16 protein-coding genes are annotated in these 21398 nt (G+C 45.0%); 6 read left to right on the top strand and 10 right to left on the bottom strand.

The annotated features are described in order from the left end of the window. Positions 1-32 precede the first annotated feature (32 nt). From dacB to LCD32_RS08920, 3 genes are all read left to right on the top strand, one after another. Positions 33-1517 carry a D-alanyl-D-alanine carboxypeptidase/D-alanyl-D-alanine-endopeptidase gene (gene dacB, locus LCD32_RS08930; protein WP_224563582.1) on the top strand — a complete coding sequence of 495 codons (1485 nt, stop codon included), beginning with the start codon at positions 33-35 and terminating at the stop codon, positions 1515-1517. Positions 1518-1536: 19 nt separating this feature from the next. After that, positions 1537-2904 carry an MATE family efflux transporter gene (locus LCD32_RS08925; RefSeq protein WP_035703202.1) on the top strand — a complete coding sequence of 456 codons (1368 nt, stop codon included), beginning with the start codon at positions 1537-1539 and terminating at the stop codon, positions 2902-2904. 64 nt (positions 2905-2968) lie between these two features. Continuing rightward, positions 2969-3529 carry a CatB-related O-acetyltransferase gene (locus tag LCD32_RS08920; RefSeq protein ID WP_035703200.1) on the top strand — a complete coding sequence of 187 codons (561 nt, stop codon included), beginning with the start codon at positions 2969-2971 and terminating at the stop codon, positions 3527-3529. Between the two features lie 31 nt (positions 3530-3560). Here the strand turns inward: LCD32_RS08920 and LCD32_RS08915 are convergent, their stop codons facing one another. Next, on the bottom strand, positions 3561-9575 hold the full coding sequence (locus LCD32_RS08915) for a BclA C-terminal domain-containing protein (protein WP_411908497.1): 6015 nt from the start codon (positions 9573-9575) through the stop codon (positions 3561-3563). 184 nt (positions 9576-9759) lie between these two features. On the opposite strand from LCD32_RS08915, the gene LCD32_RS08910 reads away from it, so the two are divergent. Further along, complete coding sequence (locus LCD32_RS08910; RefSeq protein WP_035704454.1) at positions 9760-10779, top strand: LLM class flavin-dependent oxidoreductase; 1020 nt, start codon at positions 9760-9762, stop codon at positions 10777-10779. 39 nt (positions 10780-10818) lie between these two features. Here the strand turns inward: LCD32_RS08910 and LCD32_RS08905 are convergent, their stop codons facing one another. Beyond that, on the bottom strand, positions 10819-11439 hold the full coding sequence (locus tag LCD32_RS08905; protein WP_007499188.1) for an acetate uptake transporter: 621 nt from the start codon (positions 11437-11439) through the stop codon (positions 10819-10821). A gap of 148 nt (positions 11440-11587) precedes the next feature. On the opposite strand from LCD32_RS08905, the gene LCD32_RS08900 reads away from it, so the two are divergent. Next, positions 11588-12409 carry a uroporphyrinogen-III synthase gene (locus LCD32_RS08900; RefSeq protein WP_024719426.1) on the top strand — a complete coding sequence of 274 codons (822 nt, stop codon included), beginning with the start codon at positions 11588-11590 and terminating at the stop codon, positions 12407-12409. Positions 12410-12448: 39 nt separating this feature from the next. Here the strand turns inward: LCD32_RS08900 and LCD32_RS08895 are convergent, their stop codons facing one another. The 3 genes from LCD32_RS08895 to LCD32_RS08885 are packed head-to-tail and all read right to left on the bottom strand — an operon-like array spanning position 12449 to position 14398. Then, entirely contained in the window at positions 12449-13051 is a 603-nt protein-coding gene (locus LCD32_RS08895) for a DedA family protein (protein WP_007499192.1), read from the bottom strand. A gap of 53 nt (positions 13052-13104) precedes the next feature. Then, entirely contained in the window at positions 13105-13986 is an 882-nt protein-coding gene (gene galU, locus LCD32_RS08890; RefSeq protein WP_017359504.1) for a UTP--glucose-1-phosphate uridylyltransferase GalU, read from the bottom strand. A gap of 4 nt (positions 13987-13990) precedes the next feature. Continuing rightward, positions 13991-14398, bottom strand: coding sequence for a GtrA family protein (locus tag LCD32_RS08885; RefSeq protein ID WP_025207470.1), 408 nt, complete (start codon positions 14396-14398; stop codon positions 13991-13993). Positions 14399-14565: 167 nt separating this feature from the next. On the opposite strand from LCD32_RS08885, the gene LCD32_RS08880 reads away from it, so the two are divergent. Further along, a complete protein-coding gene (locus LCD32_RS08880) occupies positions 14566-14796 on the top strand; it encodes an excisionase family DNA-binding protein (RefSeq protein WP_017367401.1) in 231 nt (76 codons plus the stop codon). 43 nt (positions 14797-14839) lie between these two features. Here the strand turns inward: LCD32_RS08880 and LCD32_RS08875 are convergent, their stop codons facing one another. The 5 genes from LCD32_RS08875 to glcD all read right to left on the bottom strand — a co-directional run bounded on the left by LCD32_RS08875 (position 14840) and on the right by glcD (position 21368). Then, complete coding sequence (locus LCD32_RS08875; protein ID WP_224563578.1) at positions 14840-15940, bottom strand: Ger(x)C family spore germination protein; 1101 nt, start codon at positions 15938-15940, stop codon at positions 14840-14842. Beyond that, positions 15937-17037, bottom strand: a complete 1101-nt coding sequence (locus LCD32_RS08870) for a GerAB/ArcD/ProY family transporter (RefSeq protein WP_007499199.1) — start codon at positions 17035-17037, stop codon at positions 15937-15939. Before LCD32_RS08870 ends, LCD32_RS08875 begins: the two co-directional genes overlap by 4 nt. Positions 17038-17049: 12 nt before the next feature. Next, complete coding sequence (locus tag LCD32_RS08865) at positions 17050-18537, bottom strand: spore germination protein (RefSeq protein ID WP_041507167.1); 1488 nt, start codon at positions 18535-18537, stop codon at positions 17050-17052. A gap of 78 nt (positions 18538-18615) precedes the next feature. After that, positions 18616-19962 (bottom strand): (Fe-S)-binding protein, encoded by a 1347-nt coding sequence (locus LCD32_RS08860; protein WP_076821565.1) that lies wholly within the window; start codon positions 19960-19962, stop codon positions 18616-18618. Further along, positions 19959-21368, bottom strand: coding sequence for a glycolate oxidase subunit GlcD (glcD, locus tag LCD32_RS08855; protein ID WP_019743948.1), 1410 nt, complete (start codon positions 21366-21368; stop codon positions 19959-19961). The genes LCD32_RS08860 and glcD overlap by 4 nt, the downstream gene beginning before the upstream one ends. Between the last annotated feature and the right edge of the window lie 30 nt (positions 21369-21398).

Genomic DNA, 21398 nt, shown 5'->3' with positions numbered 1-21398 from the left:
ATTTGGCTGCTTTTCTAAAAAGGAGGGATTGCGTGAAACGTTTCTCACAGGTCATGTTTTTACAACTATGTATTTTGTCGATGTTATTTCTCCCTTTTTCAGTGAAAGATGAACAACTAACAGCTCATGATGATCAATTAAAATGGATCACTTCCTTAGACGAATTCATTCGAACAGCACCTGATCTAGAGGGCGCGATTGCTGGCATCAGCGTACGCGATACTTCTGACACTTCCCTTCTTTATGAACATCAAGCGGACATCCGTCTGACTCCTGCTTCTAATATGAAACTACTCACATCTGCTATCGCACTCGATCTACTGGGTGAAACACACACTTTTCCAACAGACGTTTGGATGGATGGTTTAATCCAAAAGAAAACATTGCACGGCAATCTTTATCTCCGAGGCACTGGAGACCCGACATTGTTAGAAAGCGATTTTGCCGCATTAGCCAAACAAGTCAAAAAGGCCGGAATACATACGATTCGTGGACAGCTTGCGGCTGATGATACTTGGTTTGATGACACAAGGTATTCCATCGATCTGCCGTGGAGTGATGAAGATCAATATTACGGCGCTCAAATATCTGCTCTTACTGCTTCACCGAATGAGGATTATGATGCAGGAACGATCATTCTCGAAGTTAAGCCGGGAAAGAAAGCAGGGCAGAAGGCCAGCTATGAGATGATCCCGAAGACTGACGTCGCTCAAGTTATCAATCAAGTGAAAACTGTGCCAGAAGGCGGAAAGAAGAAAATATCTTTTAAACGCTCTCACGGTACAAACAAAATTACACTGACTGGGACGATTCCGCTAAAAGCATCATCGTCTAAACAATGGGTCGCATTATGGGAACCGACAACGTATGCTTTAGACTTAATGAAACGAGCATTAAAGGCTGAGGGGATTGAGCTGAAAGGATCACTCAAAACAAAACAAGTTCCTAAAAAAGCGAAAAAAATCGCTTCCCATTCATCAATGCCTTTATCCGATCTTCTTGTTCCGATGATGAAATTAAGCAACAATACACATGCAGAAATTCTGTTAAAAGAACTTGGGAAGCGGGTAAAGAACAAAGGAAGTTTTGACAAAGGGCTTGACGTGCTGAATGAACGTCTTCCAGCCTATGGCATAGATGCATCTATGACTGTGTTGAGAGACGGATCAGGCATATCACCGATTAATCTTGTTTCTGCAAATCAATTCACGTTATTTTTGACAAACATTCAAAAGGAAAAATGGTTTAACACCTATGTCCATGCACTTCCGTTAGCTGGGGCAAGTGAGCGTATGGTGGGAGGTACATTAAGAAACAGATTGAAAGAACCAGCTACACTAGAAAAAGTGCGTGCAAAAACAGGTACACTATCAACGGTCAGCACACTATCTGGATATATTGAAACGCAGAGTGGAAAAACGCTTGCTTTTTCCATCTTATTGAATCATCTCGTTGATGACGAAAAAGGAAAAGAGATAGAAGACCGCATTGTCAGCATGTTAGCTGAGGATCTTTAGACAGAGAAGGAGAACCATCATGACGTTAGATAATAATCAATCTTTAGTAAAAACCATGTCGATCTTTCTAATTCCACTTTTATTAAGCAATATTTTGCAATCAATTGGACAGCTTGTTTCCATTGTGCTTGTCGGTAGATGGATTGGAGAGGATGCAGTAGCTGCAATTTCGGCATTCTTTCCACTTTTCTTTTTACTTGTTTCTTTTTCCATTGGGATTGGATCAGGGAGCTCGATCCTGATTGGACAAGCATACGGAGCAAAAAATGAGCAGAGGTTAAAGGAAATTATCGGTACAACGCTTTCGTTCACCTTTTTAATCGGACTTTCTTTAGCTGTCATTGGAGGTTTTTTTGCCACAGATATTTTACATTTGATGGGGACACCTGCAAATATTGTGGAGGAAAGTGCGGCATATGCCAGAATCCTATTCATCTCCATGCCCATCTTATTTCTTTATTTTGTCTATACGACCTTTTTACGTGGAACAGGAGATTCGAAAACACCATTTTATTTCTTAATGATTAGTACAGGAACCAATATTTTATTGCTGCCAATTTTATTATTCGGCTGGCTTGGTTTACCGGCATTTGGTTTATATGGTGCTGCGTATTCTTCTGTGATTTCTACAATCGTTACGTTTATCATTCTTCATATCTATCTTTATAAAACAAAGCACCCGCTGCGCATTGATGCGTCGGTTAGAAAGCATTTATTGATGAAAGGGGATTTATTAAAAACGCTATTAAAGTTAAGTATCCCTTCTAGTATTAATATGATTCTCATTTCTTTATCAGAAATTGCTGTCATTTCTTTTGTCAACGATTATGGATCACAGGCGACCGCAGCTTATGGCGTTGTCAACCAAGTTGTAAGTTATGTACAGATGCCTGCAGTGAGCCTTGGTATTGCGGTTTCTATTTTCGCCGCACAATTCATTGGCGCAGGAAACATGAATCGTTTGAAGGATGTCATTAAAATTGGGCTGGGGCTAAACTTTGCGATAGGCGGATTGATTATTATTTTCGTCTATATTTTCGCACCACAAATTTTATCTATCTTTTTAACAGATCCTGCAACGATTGATATTGCATATAGTTTGGTCGTGATTACCCTATGGAGCTATCTCATTTTTGGAACAGCACAAATCGTTGCAGCCACAATGAGAGCAAGTGGCACAGTTCTATGGCCGACCATCTTTAGTATTTGTTCCATTTGGCTTGTTGAAGTACCAGTGGCTTATGTGCTATCACACCATACATCGCTTGGGATCAAAGGAATCTGGATAGGATATCCTGCAGCCTTTTTTGTAAACTTATTGCTCCAATACGGCTATTATCGACTGGTATGGAAGAAAAAGCAGATCGTTGCACTTGTCCAATCATAATGTGAGCCTATCATCTGGCATATACATACGAAGATCGATTACTTTGTAGGGGGTATGATCTTCTATGTTTTTAAATCAAAGAAGTGAGCTCAGTTCGTATGATATAGGTGACTACACTTATGCTGGACCAAATTTTCAAGTCTTGACGTGGGGAGAAGGAACAACGCTGAATGTAGGGAAGTTTTGTTCCATCGCAAACGAAGTAAAAGTTTTTCTTGGTGGTGAACACCGAACAGATTGGGTCACCACATATCCCTTCAATCAAATTTTCACAGATGCTGCCCATATTGAAGGACATCCACGATCAAAAGGGGATGTGTGTATAGGGCACGATGTTTGGATTGGATATGGAGCAACAATCATGTCAGGAGTACAGATAGGAAACGGGGCAGTCATTGGAGCAAATAGTCTGATTACAAAAGATGTGCCTCCATATGCGATTGTCGCAGGGAACCCGCAGCGGCTCATGAAATATCGGTTTTCTTCTGATATCATTGAAAAACTTCAGTTATTAGAATGGTGGAATTTAGAGTTTTCTTTCATACAGTCTATTTTTCACCTCTTGCAATCTCCTGATATTGACCGTTGTATAAGCGTAATTGAAGATAGAAAAAAGAAAGGCTGACAGAGCCTTTCTTTTTTTATCTTCGTTTCACTTAGCTGAGTCTGATGATGGTAAGTGATGCACCGGTTGCACCACCACCTATTAGAATGGCTGTTACAACCGCTCCGAAAAATTGTAATGAAATTGTATTTCCTGCTGTTAAATTGACAATAACTGTATTGCTCATAAAAGTTGTGGATACGGCAGAGGACTGAATTGAACCTGGAATAGCAGTTGATCCATTCAACCATAGCCTTGTGCTCACTAAAAGTGCAGTAGTGGTATTTACTTGATATGTGATATAGTATTTACCTGTTTGCTGGACTGTGAATGTATCATTTGAACCATTCGGCGTAAATCCATTAATATTTTGATTACTTGGTAAAGCAATGTTCGTACCACCAGCAATAGTAATGATTGTAGGACCTGTTGTATTTCCAGCATAAAGTGCCGTATCAGTTGGACCGCTAGCTCCAGTGGCACCAGTGATTCCAGTAGCTCCAGTTGGCCCGCTAGCTCCAGTGGCACCAGTGATTCCAGTAGCTCCAGTTGGACCGGTGCCTCCAGTGGCACCAGTGATTCCAGTAGCTCCAGTTGGACCGGTGCCTCCAGTAGCTCCAGTTGGACCGGTGCCTCCAGTGGCACCAGTGATTCCAGTAGCTCCAGTTGGACCGGTACCTCCAGTGGCACCAGTGATTCCAGTAGCTCCAGTTGGACCGGTGTCTCCAGTGGCACCAGTGATTCCAGTAGCTCCAGTTGGACCGGTGTCTCCAGTGGCACCAGTGATTCCAGTTAGTCCTGCTGCAGCTAGTAATGTGTAGTCTGAGGAAGTATCTGGTGTACCTGTCGGTGGTGCAGTGTTTACTACATACGTACTACCATTAAAGGTCACTACTTGCCCTACTTGGTAAGTAGGGCTGACTACCGGATCAGCGGCTACAATTCCTGTTAATCCTGCACCAGTGGCACCTGTTGGACCAGTAGGCCCGGTAGGACCCGTATCACCAGTTACACCAGTCGCACCGGTAGGTCCGGTATCACCAGTTACACCAGTCGCACCAGTAGGACCAGTATCTCCAGTTACACCAGTGGCACCAGTATCACCGGTTGGACCAGTAGATCCGGTATCACCAGTTACACCAGTGGCTCCAGTAGCACCAGTAGGCCCGGTATCACCAGTTACACCAGTCGCACCGGTAGGACCAGTATCTCCAGTTACACCAGTGGCACCGGTAGGTCCAGTATCTCCAGTTACACCAGTAGCACCAGTAGGCCCGGTATCTCCAGTTACACCAGTCGCACCGGTAGGTCCGGTATCACCAGTTACACCAGTCGCACCGGTAGGCCCGGTATCTCCAGTTGCACCAGTGGCTCCGGTAGGCCCAGTATCTCCAGTTACACCAGTGGCTCCGGTAGGTCCAGTATCTCCAGTTACACCAGTGGCACCAGTAGGCCCGGTATCTCCAGTTACACCAGTGGCACCAGTAGGCCCGGTATTACCAGTTGCACCAGTATCACCGGTTGGACCAGTAGGTCCGGTATCTCCAGTTGCACCAGTGGCTCCGGTAGGCCCGGTATCACCAGTTACACCAGTCGCACCGGTAGGCCCAGTATCACCAGTTACACCAGTAGGACCGGTATTACCAGTTGCACCAGTCGCACCGGTAGGTCCGGTATTACCAGTTGCACCAGTTACACCAGTGGCACCAGTAGGCCCGGTATCTCCAGTAGCACCAGTAACTCCGGTGGCACCGGTAGGCCCAGTATCTCCAGTTACACCAGTGGCACCAGTAGGCCCGGTATCACCAGTTACACCAGTCGCACCGGTAGGCCCAGTATCTCCAGTTACACCAGTGGCACCAGTAGGCCCGGTATCTCCAGTAGCTCCAGTAACTCCGGTGGCACCGGTTGGACCAGTCGCACCAGTTACTCCAGTAGCACCAGTAGGCCCGGTATCACCAGTTACACCAGTCGCACCGGTAGGTCCGGTATCACCAGTTACACCAGTCGCACCGGTTGGACCAGTATCACCAGTTACACCAGTCGCACCGGTAGGCCCAGTATCTCCAGTTACACCAGTGGCACCAGTAGGCCCGGTATCTCCAGTAGCTCCAGTAACTCCGGTGGCACCGGTAGGACCAGTATCTCCAGTTACACCAGTGGCACCGGTAGGTCCAGTATCTCCAGTTACACCAGTAGCACCAGTAGGCCCGGTATCTCCAGTTACACCAGTCGCACCGGTAGGACCAGTATCTCCAGTTACACCAGTGGCACCAGTAGGCCCGGTATCTCCAGTAGCTCCAGTAACTCCGGTGGCACCGGTTGGACCAGTCGCACCAGTTACTCCAGTAGCACCAGTAGGCCCGGTATCACCAGTTACACCAGTCGCACCGGTAGGTCCGGTATCACCAGTTACACCAGTCGCACCGGTTGGACCAGTATCACCAGTTACACCAGTCGCACCGGTAGGCCCAGTATCTCCAGTTACACCAGTGGCACCAGTAGGCCCGGTATCTCCAGTAGCTCCAGTAACTCCGGTGGCACCGGTAGGACCAGTATCTCCAGTTACACCAGTGGCACCGGTAGGTCCAGTATCTCCAGTTACACCAGTAGCACCAGTAGGCCCGGTATCTCCAGTTACACCAGTAGCACCGGTAGGACCAGTATCTCCAGTTACACCAGTGGCACCAGTAGGCCCGGTATCTCCAGTTACACCAGTGGCACCAGTAGGCCCGGTATTACCAGTTGCACCAGTATCACCGGTTGGACCAGTAGGTCCGGTATCTCCAGTTGCACCAGTGGCTCCGGTAGGCCCGGTATCACCAGTTACACCAGTCGCACCGGTAGGTCCGGTATTACCAGTTGCACCAGTTACACCAGTGGCACCAGTAGGCCCGGTATCTCCAGTAGCACCAGTAACTCCGGTGGCACCGGTAGGCCCAGTATCACCAGTTACACCAGTGGCACCAGTAGGCCCGGTATCTCCAGTTACACCAGTCGCACCCGTATCACCGGTTGGTCCGGTATCACCAGTTACACCAGTGGCACCAGTAGGCCCAGTATCTCCAGTTACACCAGTTGCTCCGGTAGGCCCAGTATCTCCAGTTACACCAGTCGCACCGGTTGGACCAGTATCACCAGTTACACCAGTGGCTCCAGTAGGCCCGGTATCTCCAGTAGGCCCGGTATCACCAGTTACACCAGTCGCACCGGTTGGACCAGTATCACCAGTTACACCAGTGGCTCCAGTAGGACCGGTATCTCCAGTGGATCCAGTAACTCCGGTGGCACCGGTTGGACCAGTCGCACCGGTAGGTCCGGTATCACCAGTTACACCAGTAGCACCGGTAGGTCCGGTATCACCAGTGGCACCAGTGGCTCCGGTAGGCCCGGTATCACCAGTTACACCAGTCGCACCGGTAGGTCCGGTATCACCAGTTACACCAGTTACACCAGTGGCACCAGTAGGCCCAGTATCACCAGTTACACCAGTGGCACCAGTAGGCCCGGTATCTCCAGTTACACCAGTGGCACCAGTAGGCCCGGTATCTCCAGTTACACCAGTGGCACCAGTTGCACCCGTATCACCGGTAGGCCCGGTATCACCAGTTACACCAGTATCACCGGTTGGTCCGGTATCACCAGTTACACCAGTGGCACCAGTAGGACCAGTAGGACCAGTATCTCCAGTTACACCAGTTGCTCCGGTAGGCCCAGTATCTCCAGTTACACCAGTTGCTCCGGTAGGTCCAGTATCTCCAGTTACACCAGTCGCACCGGTAGGTCCGGTATCACCAGTTGCACCAGTAGGCCCAGTATCACCAGTTACACCAGTGGCTCCCGTAGGGCCAGTATCTCCAGTTACACCAGTATCTCCAGTTGATCCTGCTGCAGCCAGTAATGTGTAGTCTGGGGAAGTATCTGGTGTACCTGTCGGTGGTGCAGTATTTACTACATACGTACTGCCATTAAAGGTCACTACTTGCCCTACCGGGTAAGTAGGACTTACTACCGGATCAAACGCTTCAATTCCTGTTAATCCTACACCGGTAGGCCCAGTATCACCAGTTACACCAGTCGCACCAGTAGGCCCGGTATCTCCAGTAGCACCAGTAACTCCGGTGGCACCGGTAGGCCCAGTATCTCCAGTTACACCAGTCGCACCAGTAGGTCCGGTATCACCAGTTACACCAGCGGCACCAGTAGGCCCGGTATCTCCAGTTACACCAGTTGCTCCGGTAGGCCCAGTATCTCCAGTTACACCAGTTGCTCCGGTAGGTCCAGTATCTCCAGTTACACCAGTCGCACCGGTAGGTCCGGTATCACCAGTTACACCAGTTACACCAGTTGCACCAGTAGGCCCAGTATCACCAGTTACACCAGTGGCTCCCGTAGGGCCAGTATCTCCAGTTACACCAGTATCACCGGTAGGCCCGGTATTACCAGTTGCACCAGTATCACCGGTTGGACCAGTATCTCCAGTTACACCAGTGGCACCAGTAGGCCCGGTATTACCAGTTGCACCGGTTGGACCAGTAGGTCCGGTATCTCCAGTTGCACCAGTGGCTCCGGTAGGCCCGGTATCACCAGTTACACCAGTCGCACCGGTAGGTCCAGTATCACCAGTTACACCAGTAGCACCGGTAGGCCCAGTATCTCCAGTTGCACCAGTGGCTCCGGTAGGCCCGGTATCACCAGTTACACCAGTCGCACCGGTAGGTCCGGTATCACCAGTTACACCAGTTACACCAGTGGCACCAGTAGGCCCAGTATCTCCAGTTACACCAGTGGCTCCCGTAGGGCCAGTATCTCCAGTTACACCAGTAGCACCGGTAGGCCCAGTATCACCAGTTACACCAGTCGCACCGGTAGGCCCAGTATCTCCAGTTACACCAGTGGCACCAGTAGGACCGGTATCTCCAGTAGCTCCAGTAACTCCAGTAACTCCGGTGGCACCGGTAGGCCCAGTCGCACCAGTTACTCCAGTAGCACCAGTAGGTCCGGTATTACCAGGTGCACCCGTATCACCGGTTGGACCAGTCGCACCAGTTACTCCAGTAGCACCAGTAGGCCCGGTATCACCAGTTACACCAGTCGCACCGGTAGGCCCGGTATCTCCAGTTGCACCAGTGGCTCCGGTAGGCCCAGTATCTCCAGTTACACCAGTGGCTCCCGTAGGGCCAGTATCACCAGTTACACCAGTGGCACCAGTAGGCCCGGTATCTCCAGTTACACCAGTGGCACCAGTAGGCCCGGTATTACCAGTTGCACCAGTATCACCGGTTGGACCAGTAGGTCCGGTATCTCCAGTTGCACCAGTGGCTCCGGTAGGCCCGGTATCACCAGTTACACCAGTCGCACCGGTAGGCCCAGTATCTCCAGTATCTCCAGTTGATCCTGCTGCAGCCAGTAATGTGTAGTCTGGGGAAGTATCTGGTGTACCTGTCGGTGGTGCAGTATTTACTACATACGTACTGCCATTAAAGGTCACTACTTGCCCTACCGGGTAAGTAGGACTTACTACCGGATCAAACGCTTCAATTCCTGTTAATCCTACACCGGTAGGCCCAGTATCACCAGTTACACCAGTATCACCGGTTGGACCAGTATCTCCAGTTGCACCAGTGGCTCCGGTAGGCCCGGTATCACCAGTCGCACCGGTAGGTCCGGTATCACCAGTGGCACCGGTAGGCCCAGTATCACCAGTTACACCAGTGGCACCAGTAGGCCCGGTATCTCCAGTTACACCAGTATCACCGGTAGGTCCGGTATTTCCAGTGGATCCAGTAACCCCGGTGGCACCGGTAGGACCAGTAGCTCCAGTAACTCCGGTAGGCCCAGTAACACCAGTAGAACCTCTTTTTACAATCTTATTATTTGCTTTTTTTCGTCCTTTTGCTTTAGCACAAGTGCTGTGATGTTTAACAACTTTTTTCTTTTTACATTCTCGTTTAAGAAGAGGGCAATCATCAAATGTAAGTCTATCGTGACGAGATTTTCTGTAATGAGGTTGCCAATCATGATTTTTTCCGCAAAAGGGACATTTGTTATCGTACTGGTTATACAAATTCCCCATCTCCTAAAAGTTAATATTTTATTCTATGTGGAAATTTAAAAAGCGGAATTGAGCTTAATGATATTTTTTAGTTCGAAGTTCATCGAATCAAATCATTTAAAAGTTAAATCGTTTTATGTTATGGTGTTGAAAGAATGAAACTAGTATGATTTTTGAAAGAAATGGGGCAGCATGTATGAGTCAATCAGTTTTACAACACACAGCATATTCCGTGTTAAATTTATCCTCTGTAACAGAGGGGGGCACAATTAAAGAATCATTTGAACATAGTATGGATTTAGCAAAAAAAGCTGAGAAGTGGGGCTACCATAGATATTGGCTTGCGGAGCATCATAATATGGAAGGGGTTGCGAGTTCAGCAACATCCGTCTTGATTGGACATATTGCTGGAGGGACTGAAAAGATCCGGGTTGGTTCTGGGGGGATTATGCTTCCAAACCATTCTTCACTCGTCATTGCAGAACAATTTGGAACACTGGAGACTCTGTATCCAGGGAGAATTGATTTAGGTCTTGGCAGGGCACCAGGAACAGATCAGTTAACGGCAAGGGCACTTAGACGTAATCTTCATAATGGGGAGGATTTCCCTGAGCAGCTTGAAGAACTTCGGCAATATTTCAAACCGACTGGTCAGGTCAAAAAACATGTAAGAGCCGTTCCGGGAGAAGGATTGGATATACCAATTTGGCTTCTTGGTTCAAGTGGTTTTAGTGCAAGGCTTGCAGGAGAACTGGGACTGCCATTTGCCTTTGCGGCACATTTCTCCCCTAAAAATACCATTCCTGCTTTAGAATTATACAGACAGTCATTTCAACCTTCAGATGTGTTAAAAGAACCTTATGCGATGGTTGGTGTCACGGTTTTTGCTGCTGATCAAACAGAGCGGGCTGAATATTTGGCGACGTCTCATTATCAGCGATTTTTGAGCCTTATTCGTAATACACCAGGAAAACTCAAAGCCCCTGTTGAAAGTATGGATGGGTTATGGAGTCCATATGAGAAGGCGATGGTGGACGAACAATTAAGTTCGACGATGATCGGGGATAAACAAAAGGTGAAAAAAGAGTTAGAAGCCTTTATTGAAGCAACTCAAGCAGATGAAGTCATGATTAATTCTGATATGTTTGACCATCAAGAAAGAATGCGTTCTTATGAAATCATTGCAGAGATATTTCAAGAGGAACAAGAAAAATAAGAATAAAAAAAAGAACTGCCAAGAGCAGTTCTTTTTTATTTATGCTTTAGTAAACACTCGAAATGGTTGTCCAACTGGCAGTACTGTACGACCAAAATGTGTATTCAGCACAACAGCTGCAGAACCATAAAATGAAAGAAGAGAAATAATCAATTCTGCAATACCAGCCATCGTATGAGTTACATCATACATCACACCAAACGAGCTAAGGGAAAGGCCAATGAATAAGAAATCAATAAAGACGAAAATCAAAAACAATACTTTATGTGTTTCCATTGCACCGATCGTCATAAATAAGCTGAAAATCAAATAACCAATAAAAGCAAAACCTAGTTGTTTTGGGTCCGCAGCTCCCGCAAGCGTTTTCCCAAAAACGCCAGCTTGAATGAGCCAAGTGGTTCCAACACCCATCCAAAAAAGACCGAATGCGCCGAAGGCAGTGGCTCCAAAAATATTATGATGCTTTGAATCTTGTATGGACGCGATCAGCTGCGCGATTCCTCCAAGGAAGATAGCCCAAGGTAAAATAAGAGATGTGCCATCTGTGATTCCTAGTTTTTGTGAAGACGCAACAAGCGTCACCATTGCTAAACCAAACAAACCAAGTGGTGTTGGGTCTGCGATTGATAATCGAATTGCTTGAACATTCTGTTTTTCCATAATGACCTCCTACAATTTGCACTTACAAAAGATACTCGAATTCGATAGAAACGTCAAGCTCTTTTTTAGTAGACACTTGCAACGTCTTCCAAATAAATCTATATTTAATACAATACATCATACATGTGATAGAAAAAGAGGGATGAGAATGAGTAAAGGCTTAGCTGGAAAGACCATTGCCATATGCGGAACAAGAAAAACAGAAGAAATGCGTACACTTGTTGAAAAGCAAGGAGGACAAGCTGTTATTCGTTCTCTTCAGGGCACTGTATTTTTAGCCAAAGAGGAATTGAAGCCAGGCATAGAAACCTTTGTAAAGAAGGGAGCTGACTGGGTCATTTTAACAACGGGTATCGGCACAGACACATTAATTGAAAGTGCAGAAGAGCTCCAGCTTGGAGAAGCATTTATGAACATTTTATCAAGTGCCCATATCGCTTCAAGAGGATACAAAACGTTTGCGGCTCTAAAAAAACACGGCATTCAGCCAGATGTTTCTGATGAAGATGGAACCGTTCGTGACCTCATTTCAAAGTTAGAAGACAAAGAACTTCAAGGTAAACGGGTCATGGTACAGCTTCACGGCGAAAATGCACCAGCTCTCATTGATTTTTTACATCACAAGGGAGCAGACGTTTTGCAGCTCATGCCATATCAGCACACGCCCCCTGAACCAGAGGCGGCGGACACTTTGCTTCAAGAAATGAAAGAAGGGAAGGTCCATGCCGTTTGTTTTACAACCGCTGTTCAGGTTCATGCCTTTTTCAAACTAGCAGAAGAATGGGGCAAAAAAGAAGAACTGCAACATCTATTCGAGCAGCATGTATTAGCTGTAGCTGTTGGAAAAGTCACAGCTGAAGCATTAAAAGAAGAGGGGATAAGCCGCATTCTAGCCCCTTCACTTGAAAGAATGGGTGCAATGATTATGGAATTATCTCAATATATGAAAAAACAATCGACGCACGCATAGAAAAAACGCCTTTCACATGACGAGTGAAAGGCGTTTTCGTTAGATTGTCCGTTTTCGATTTGTGCGAATTTTTTTCAAAACGAAATACAGTACGATGAGAACGATGGCAATGACCATAATTGGTGTTGTATACGTGTGAGCGACACTTTGAATGTGGTCCCATTTTGTCCCAAGCTGCATTCCAAGATAAATAAATAGGATGGACCAAGGGATGGCGGCTAATCCGGTCAAAAGAACAAATTTCAGAAATGGCATCTTTGCAATACCAGCTGGAATTGAGATCGCGTGGCGCACGACTGGGATAAATCGAGCTGTAAATACGACACCAGTTCCATATCGGTCAAACCAGCGTTCTGCCGTGGCAATATGATGCTCATGGATGAATAAATACTTCCCATACTTTGTTAAAAAAGGTCTTCCGCCGTAAAGGCCGATCCAGTAAATAAAGCACTGGGCAAGTGTTCCTCCAATAACCCCAGCGATGACGGCTCCAACAAATCCTATGCTTCCTGTTGACACCATATATCCGCCGTAGGCAAGTACAATTTCACTCGGGATAATTTCAATCATCAGTCCAAGTGCAACACCTGCGTAACCAAGGCTTGTCAGCCAGGTTAAAATTTCATTAAACAAGGTTCCCATTCATTTCACTCTGCCTTTAAATACGAATTTTCTTCAAGCATCCTTATAAGAGCCTATGCTTGTTTTGCTTCTCTCATGAGTATGCTTTGCATATATGCTAGCATGGCTGTCCGCATATCATGACGCATCAATCCAATTTCAGCCGCTGCCTTAAATGAGCCCAGCTTATCACCAACGTCAAATCTCATCCCATCTAATTGTTTTGCATAAATGGGTGATTCATGTGCAATGATTTTCAGGGCATCTGTCAGCTGAATTTCGTTCCCGGCACCTCTCTCGATTCCTTGAAGAATAGGAAAAATCGATGGTGTTAACAGATACCTGCCCATCACGGCTAAATCGGAAGGAGCTTCATGAATAGCTGGCTTTTCCACTAAGTCTGTGACTTCAAACACTTGACCGTCTACTCTAGCTGGTCTTATCATACCATACTTACTGACATCTAGACGATCCACTTGCTGGACGCCAATGACCTCTCTTTGTTTGTCTTCAAAGACTTCCATGAGCTGAGAGAGTGCAGGTCTTTCTGACACCATGACATCATCACCTAAAAGGACCGCAAAAGGATCATTGCCAGTAAAATGACGTGCACATAATACCGCATGTCCAAGACCTAAGGGCTCCTTTTGACGAATATAATGAATATTGGCCATATCCGCAATATGTTTGATTTCAGCTAACTGTTCATTTTTCCCTTTTTCAAGCAACGTGTGTTCTAGCTCAATCGAACGGTCAAAGTGATCTTCAATTGATTTTTTATTTCTTCCTGTGATAATTAGTATATCTTCAATGCCTGATTGAACAGCCTCCTCAACTATGTATTGAATAGCGGGTTTGTCGATAATCGGCAGCATTTCCTTTGGCTGTGCTTTCGTTGCGGGTAAAAAACGTGTGCCTAATCCGGCTGCTGGTATAACGGCTTTTTTGATATTCATTGAATCATCGCTCCATTTCTGATGGTTTATTTTCTGATGGAAACACCCATAGGCGGCTTCCAGTAAAAGTGATCATCATGCCAAGAAGGGTACCAATCGCTTTACTAATGAATAATGAGAAACCTGCTTGCTGCATGACATATAAGACAACATAGGTGAGGAGGCACGCTGCGCCGTTGACTGTGGCCCACTTGATCCATTCCCACTTGTCAGCTTTCTTTTTCACTTGGAACGTCCATTTTCGATTCCAAACATAACTGTTCAGCATTCCTGCTGTATAGGACAGGCACTGTGCAAGAAAAGAGGGGACAAAGCAAGCAGTTAAAAAAAAGAAGAACAGAAAGTCAATCATCGTATTGCTAGCGCCTACAGTTAAAAATGCGGCATAGGTCCGAATATTTTTCTTTGTCATGCGAAGGATCATCACCTCCTAGTGTTTGAGTGGGTGTATGAATACTGTACAAAAGCGAGTTGACGAATCAGTGAAGAAAAGATGAAAAAAACATGAACAAGCGATATCTGTTTTTTCACCAGCTCGTGATATAATTTGTAAGATGAAACGAACGGTGGTGCACATGCATGTATTTAACAATTGGAGAAACAGCTGAATACTTAGAAGTATCAGAAGCATATGTTGAAAAATTAATCCAGCAAAAAAAGATTCGTTACGTATTTGACGGGAAATCGTATCTCATTTATCAAGGGCAGTTTCAAACCCATATGAAACAGCTAGAACAATATAAAGAGCTCATTCAAGACATCTTAAATGAACCAATCCCTGAGGACCCGGACGTAAAAGATGAAGATTAAAAAAGACTGTACGAGAAGGGAGAACCTTTTCATACAGTCTTTTTTATTGGCTGACACCCGTTTGGACAATGTTCATATGACAATTCACTTGGACATCTGTATCAGGGTAGATTTTTTGCCATTTCTCCGGTGTCATGGCTTTATCTTTAGAACGATATCTCAAACCAAGTCCAAGCGGATCAATTTTTTGCTTTTTAAAGGATTGAACAAGGTCTTTTCCTTGCTGGGCCACACGCTTCTCCACTTCTTTTTCAACATGCTGCAAGATAGAAGGCGTATCGATTTTTTTTGATTTCATAAATTCTTTCAACTCACCTTTCAGCTTGATATCAATGGTGATATGAGGCTTTTTTGAAAGGTTTTCAGTTGGTTTAATGTGATAAGACACATGTGATTTGATATTTTCAATGACAACATGGGTTTTCTTTGTGTCATTAAATCGAAACTCATAAATCCCATTTTTATGATTTTCAATCATCGCTTTAAACGTAAATGTATCTTCCCCTGGAATATGCCCAACCATTTTTTCTTGATCAAAAAGAGCGACACCCGACACTTTAATAGAGTTGCTTGTATTTTTAATGTAAGGGAGGTAGGCATCCACGCCTTTTGCCATCATCTGATTCATAAAAATATGCTGATTGGTCACAGGTTGATTGCCATTTCGCATGTTTTGGGCCAGCAAATCTGAAAGATATACACCGATATTTAAGTTGGTTTGATTCATCTTTGTATACAACAAATCTTCAACTTCTCCGCCTACTATGGCAAATACTTGACGGGACCCAATGATCGGATCACGATAAATGTAATTCATCAAATCAATCATACCCACTTCTTTCGCCAGCTTTTCACTTATTAAAATCACGAGTACTTGTCCCATGACAACGGGGAAAGGCGATTTTTCCGACACAAGAAACTGAATATTACTAATGGTATTTGACTTAGCACTTACAATTTGGTAACTGCCTTGTTCTTCGCTTTTAAAAACAGGGAAAACAAAGAAGCCCTTCATTTCTCCATCATCCAATAAGTCAAATCCCGCTGCCTGCGAGATACTTAATTCATCTAAGAGACGAGGCTGTGCACAGCTCGTTAAGAAAAGGCTCAATAACATGAGACACACGAGAATATAATGTTTCATGCGCGTTTTTTCACCCACCTTTTTTTCAGCAGCAGCCCAATGATCATACATCCAGTCAATCCATATATGAGGATATATCCGCTATATTCCACCCATTTATTAAACGTCTCAAAAGAGGTGGCCTCGATCAAAAATGAAAACATGACGAGAATGAGAAGGCTGAGAACAATTAACGTCATGCGTTGGCTCGTGTGAAACACTTGTTTTGCCATTCTACTGGCTGCCCATAATGGAATGGCGATATTTGGAACGATAAGCAAAAGCCATAGGGACACTTCAATAAATTCAAAGCGCTGGATAAACGGAAGTTTGACAATGCTGGTTAATGTCAATGTTGGCCATTTCGTTAGTTCGAGCTGAGCACTTGAGTAGTACGCTATAGAGACGAGAAATACAAGCAAATTCAGGCATGTAGTCAGCAACACTCCCATATGTGCAAATTTTTGCGACGTTTGTGCTTTTTTAATAAAGGGATAATAGACAAGCAATGTTCCAAAACCAAACATGGATAAAGAGGCATCTTTGACCCCCATCATGAGTTGTGAAAATGAATGATCAAACATGGGGAACATAAAGCGGATGTGACTATATTTCATGACATAAAAGCAGATAAAGGTCATCCAGTACGTTAGGACAATGCTAAAGAATGCCCAGCCAGCGATTGTTCTAAATCCGCCTGTGTGAATGTAATAGACGAGGATGAGCAGCACTGATGCAAATAGAAGACCGGGAATTTCTTTAAACAGCCAAACATGGATTACATCCATATAATGAACAAGCACAATCAAAGATAATGAAGAAAAATACAAAATGTAGAGAATGTTGATGAATTGTCCAAGCCATTTACCAAACACAGATTGCGTAATGTCACTAAATTCGTCAGTAGGTGCTTTTTTAAACAAAAAGTAAATGAGGAAGATCATCAAATTGACGCTTGCACCAGCAATTAAAATGGCGATCCACCCATCATTATTAATCGTCCGGACCAGATTCGTCTGGAAATTTAAAATACCAACACCAACTTGATTGGCATTGATCAGAAAAAACACAAAAAAAGGGGATACTTGAAATTTTTCTTTCACAGAAGAAGAGCTCATGCCTTCACTTCCTTATTCATAAAAATCATTTTTCCCCTTACGGCCTTGCTTTGGCTTTTGGCGGTGTATCGTTTCATTTTGCGGCCGTAAATTTTCTGGACGTTTTTTCAAAAAGCGGAGTTGGGGCCGAATCAAACTACCTTTTAAATCGGCCAATCGAAGTGGAAAGATTGGCTCTAAGTAAGGCTGGCCTATAGACGTTAATTTCATTAAATGTGTAAGAAGAAAAGCCCCCATTAGCGAAATCCCTAGCGCTCCCCACACTTGTGCAGCAAAAAGAAATGGGAAACGTAAGAGACGAATGGTTGTCCCCATTTTATAAATAGGAGTGACAAAAGAGGCAAGAGCTGATAATGCGACAATAATGAGCAAAATATTACTTGTTAATCCCGCTGCAACCGCAGCCTGTCCGATCACAATACCTCCAACAATCCCGAGCGTCTGTCCGACTTTTGCAGGGAGGCGAGACCCGGCTTCCCTAAGTAGCTCAATCGATATCTCTAAAAATAATGCTTCAATAATAGGCGGAAAGGGCACGAGATAGCGTGATGCGACAATCGTTTCTAATAAGTCCTTAGGAATCAGTTCATAGTGAAACGTTAAAACTGCTACATACAAAGGGGTTGCAAAAATAGAAAATATCACTGCAAAAATGCGTAACAGCCGAAAGGAAGATGCTGCGATCCAAGACATGTTATAGTCTTCCATTGTAGAAAAATACTCGAGTAAAATTGTAGGTGCAAGCAGGGTATGAGGCGAACCGTCAACCATAATGGCTATTTTTCCTTCCGTTAAACCTGAGGAAACCCTGTCTGGCCGTTCTGTATTTAAAAACAATGGAAAGATTGTATTGGACACATCATAAAGCATTTGCGCAAGATAATTAGAATCTAGAATTTGGTCATAGTCAACATCTTGAATCCGCTGAAGAACGGTTTCAATGTTCTGCGGGTTGGCGATATCCTCTATGTATACAACGGCTACTTTCGTTTGAGAAAGGGTACCAACTGTGTGTTCAACTACTTTAAGGTCAGGAGTGGGCAGCCTGCGTCTGAGCAAGTTTAAGTTTGTATCCAGCCCTTCCACAAAGGCTTCCTGCGCACTGATAATCCCGAATTCAATCTCAGGTTGGCTCACTTGTCTGCCTTTCTTTTCTTCAATCGGCAAAAGGAGCGCTTTGCCCCAGTCTGTCTCAATTCGAACAGCAATACTGCCTCGATGAAGAGCTTCTTCCACTTTTTGAAGGTCCCTCGTAATCACAGCTTGTTCGATTGGGATGTGTTCTTTCAGCTCTTCAAGGGTGGGTGTCAGATGCAATTGCTGAATAAAAGGCAAGATTTGTTCATGAAGGAGATTGCCATTAATTAAAGGACGAAAAAAAGAAATTCTATAAAGGAAACCTCCGGAACTTGATAATTCATTGATAAAATCAGAGGAACGCGATAGTGCCTCAAATACTGAATTCGGGTCTTTCTGTTTTGATTTGTTTTTCTTCAGCACTTGAACCATCTCCTTCCGCGATTTTCCTCTATTATCCAACCAATCGTCTGAAGATATGCATAAAAAAAGCGTTCAGCTTCATGAACTGGACGCTTTTTTTCCATATTGAACGGCTTCTAATAAAAAGTCTGCCAGATGAATCGCTCTCATGCTAGGCATATGTCCTGCCTTTTTGACGCCAGCTGCCATTTGTAATTGACAACCTGGATTCGACGTCACAATGGCAGCTGCAGCTGTGTTGCTCGCTTCAGTCATTTTATGATCTAAAATTTGCATCGACATGTCTGGCTGCAAGATATTGTAGATTCCTGCAGATCCGCAGCAGCGGCCGGCATCTTTCATTTCTTTAAACGTTACCCCTTGAATGGCTTTCATGAGCACCCTCGGCGCCTGTTGTACATTCATCCCATTTCGTAAATGACAGGAGTCTTGATAGGTGATCACTTGCGCTGGCAAAGCCAGTGGCACGTGGCGGTGAAACTCCAGCTCTACAAGGATACTTGATATATCGGTTATTTTCTGTGAGAAGGCTTTACTTCGTTTTTGAAAATCTGGATCATCCTGAAGCAAATGACCGTAATCGCTTAAAAAGGCGCCGCAGCCGCCCGCGTTCATGACAATCGCATCAGCATCTGTTTCCTCGAATGCTTCAATATTCCGCTTGGCTAACTGTTTTGCTTGGTCTTTTTCTCCGCTATGACCATGTAGCGCGCCGCAGCACGTTTGTATAGGAGGAACGATCACATCGCAGCCTGCCAGCTGTAAGAGATGAATGGTCGCTTTGTTTGTGTTTGAGAAAACTGTATCCATTAAACAGCCAGTAAAAAACGCCACCCGTTTTTTTGCCTGACCAATGGCTTTATATTCATTCAAACGTTTTTTCTTTTTCTTTTGAGGCGGCACCTTTGGAAGTGCCTGTTCCATCAACTGTAAATGGGAGGGAAGCACCTTCAGTATGCGAGTCTTCCTGGCGGCTGTTTGCAGACCAGATGTTTGATAAAATCGAAGAAAACTAGCAGCTTGTCGCATACGACTTTGTGACGGAAAGAGACCTTTAAACACAACACGTCTCATCAATTTGACGGGAAACGATTGTTTTTTATGTTGTTGAATAATGTCTCTTGCATCTTCTAGCAGCTGTCCATACTTGACGCCAGAAGGGCAGACTGGTTCACATGCACGGCAGCCAAGACAAAGATTAAGGGAATGTTCAACATCTTCATCTGGCTCAATGACGCCATCTCTTACAGCTTTCATTAACGCAATTCGGCCCCGAGGGGAGTGCGTTTCTTGTTGTCCAGATTCAATATAAGTAGGGCAGGAAGGGAGGCAGAATCCGCAGCGCATGCAATTAAGCAGCTCCTTTTCATCCATTTGCTCCTGAAACTGCTGCTGGATCTCTTTTTGCTTAGAAGAAGAACTCATGAGACCACCACTCGCTTTCTTGAGGCTTTTCCAAACACTTTATCTGGGTTCATGATATGTGCAGGGTCAAGTGCCTGTTTAATCGCCTTCATGGCAGCGATTCCTTCTTTTTTGACCTTCAGCTCCAAATAGGGCGCTTTCATAAGACCCACGCCATGTTCGCCTGTAATCGTGCCGCCAAGTGCAACGGCTTTTTCAAAAATGGCCTGAAAGGCAGCTTCTACCCGTTTCATTTCTTCTTCATTTCTTGCATCTGTCGCACAAGTGGGGTGTAAGTTGCCATCACCTGCATGACCAAACGTACAAATGTTCACCTTATACTTTCGTGCAATGTCTTCAATTGCACGAACCATATTGGCAATTTCAGACCGGGGAACGGTAGCATCTTCTAAAATCGTTGTAGGACTTAATCGAGCGAGGGCAGATAAAGCAGAGCGTCTCGCTGTTAAGAGAGCACTTGCCTCTTCTTCTGAATGTGCAATCTTGACGCTTGTAGCCCCGTGTTGCTCACAGACTTCTGCGATTTTTTGGATATCACGAGAAACAGCTTCAGGGTTGCCGTCCTGTTCAATTAATAACACAGCTTGAACGTCAGTAGGCAGGCCGATGTTCGCAAAATCTTCAACGACTTCAAGGGTCGGCTGATCCATAAATTCTAATGTAGCAGGAATGATACGCTCAGCAATGATGGCCGATACAGAAGTCGCAGCTTCTTCAAGGCTTTCGTATAAACAAAGCATTGTTTGTTTCGTTTCTGGGAGCGGTAGGAGCTTTAGCACCGCTTCTGTGACAATCCCGAGTGTTCCTTCTGAACCAACGAACAATCGAGTCATATCATATCCAGCGACATCTTTTGCAAGCTTTCCGCCTGTTTTGATGATGTCACCGTTTGGCAAAACCACTTCAAGCCCAAGGACATAATCTCTTGTCACTCCATACTTTAATCCCCGCAGCCCCCCTGAATTTTCGTTAATATTGCCGCCTAATGTGGAAATTTTCATAGAGCTTGGATCAGGCGGGTAGAAGAGACCTTTTTCCTCTACTTGATGAATCAATTCCTGCGTAATTAAGCCAGGCTGCACCGTTGCGGTTAAATTTTCTTCGTCTATTTCTAATAATTGATTCATTCTAGTAAAGAGAATTACCAATCCGCCCTGAGTAGGGCATGTTCCTGCGCACAGATTCGTCCCTGAGCCTCTTGGGACGATCGGCACCTTGTATGAGGCGCACAGTTTCACAATTTGCTGTACTTCTTCAGCCGTGTGAGGCCGCACGATCGCATCTGGCATCTGTTGAAAATTTGGTGTCGCATCATAAGAGTAGGCAAGACGATCCGCCTTGCTGTCTTGGACATTGGGCGCACCGACAATCTCTTTTAATTGATTTGAAAATTCTGAATCTAGCATATACAATCACTCCCGCTCATTTAACAACTC

Source organism: Bacillus sp. RSS_NA_20 (assembly GCF_020165915.1).
Classification (GTDB): Bacteria; Bacillota; Bacilli; order Bacillales; family Bacillaceae; genus Bacillus; species Bacillus altitudinis.
This window is presented reverse-complemented; position numbering and strand designations above follow the sequence as displayed.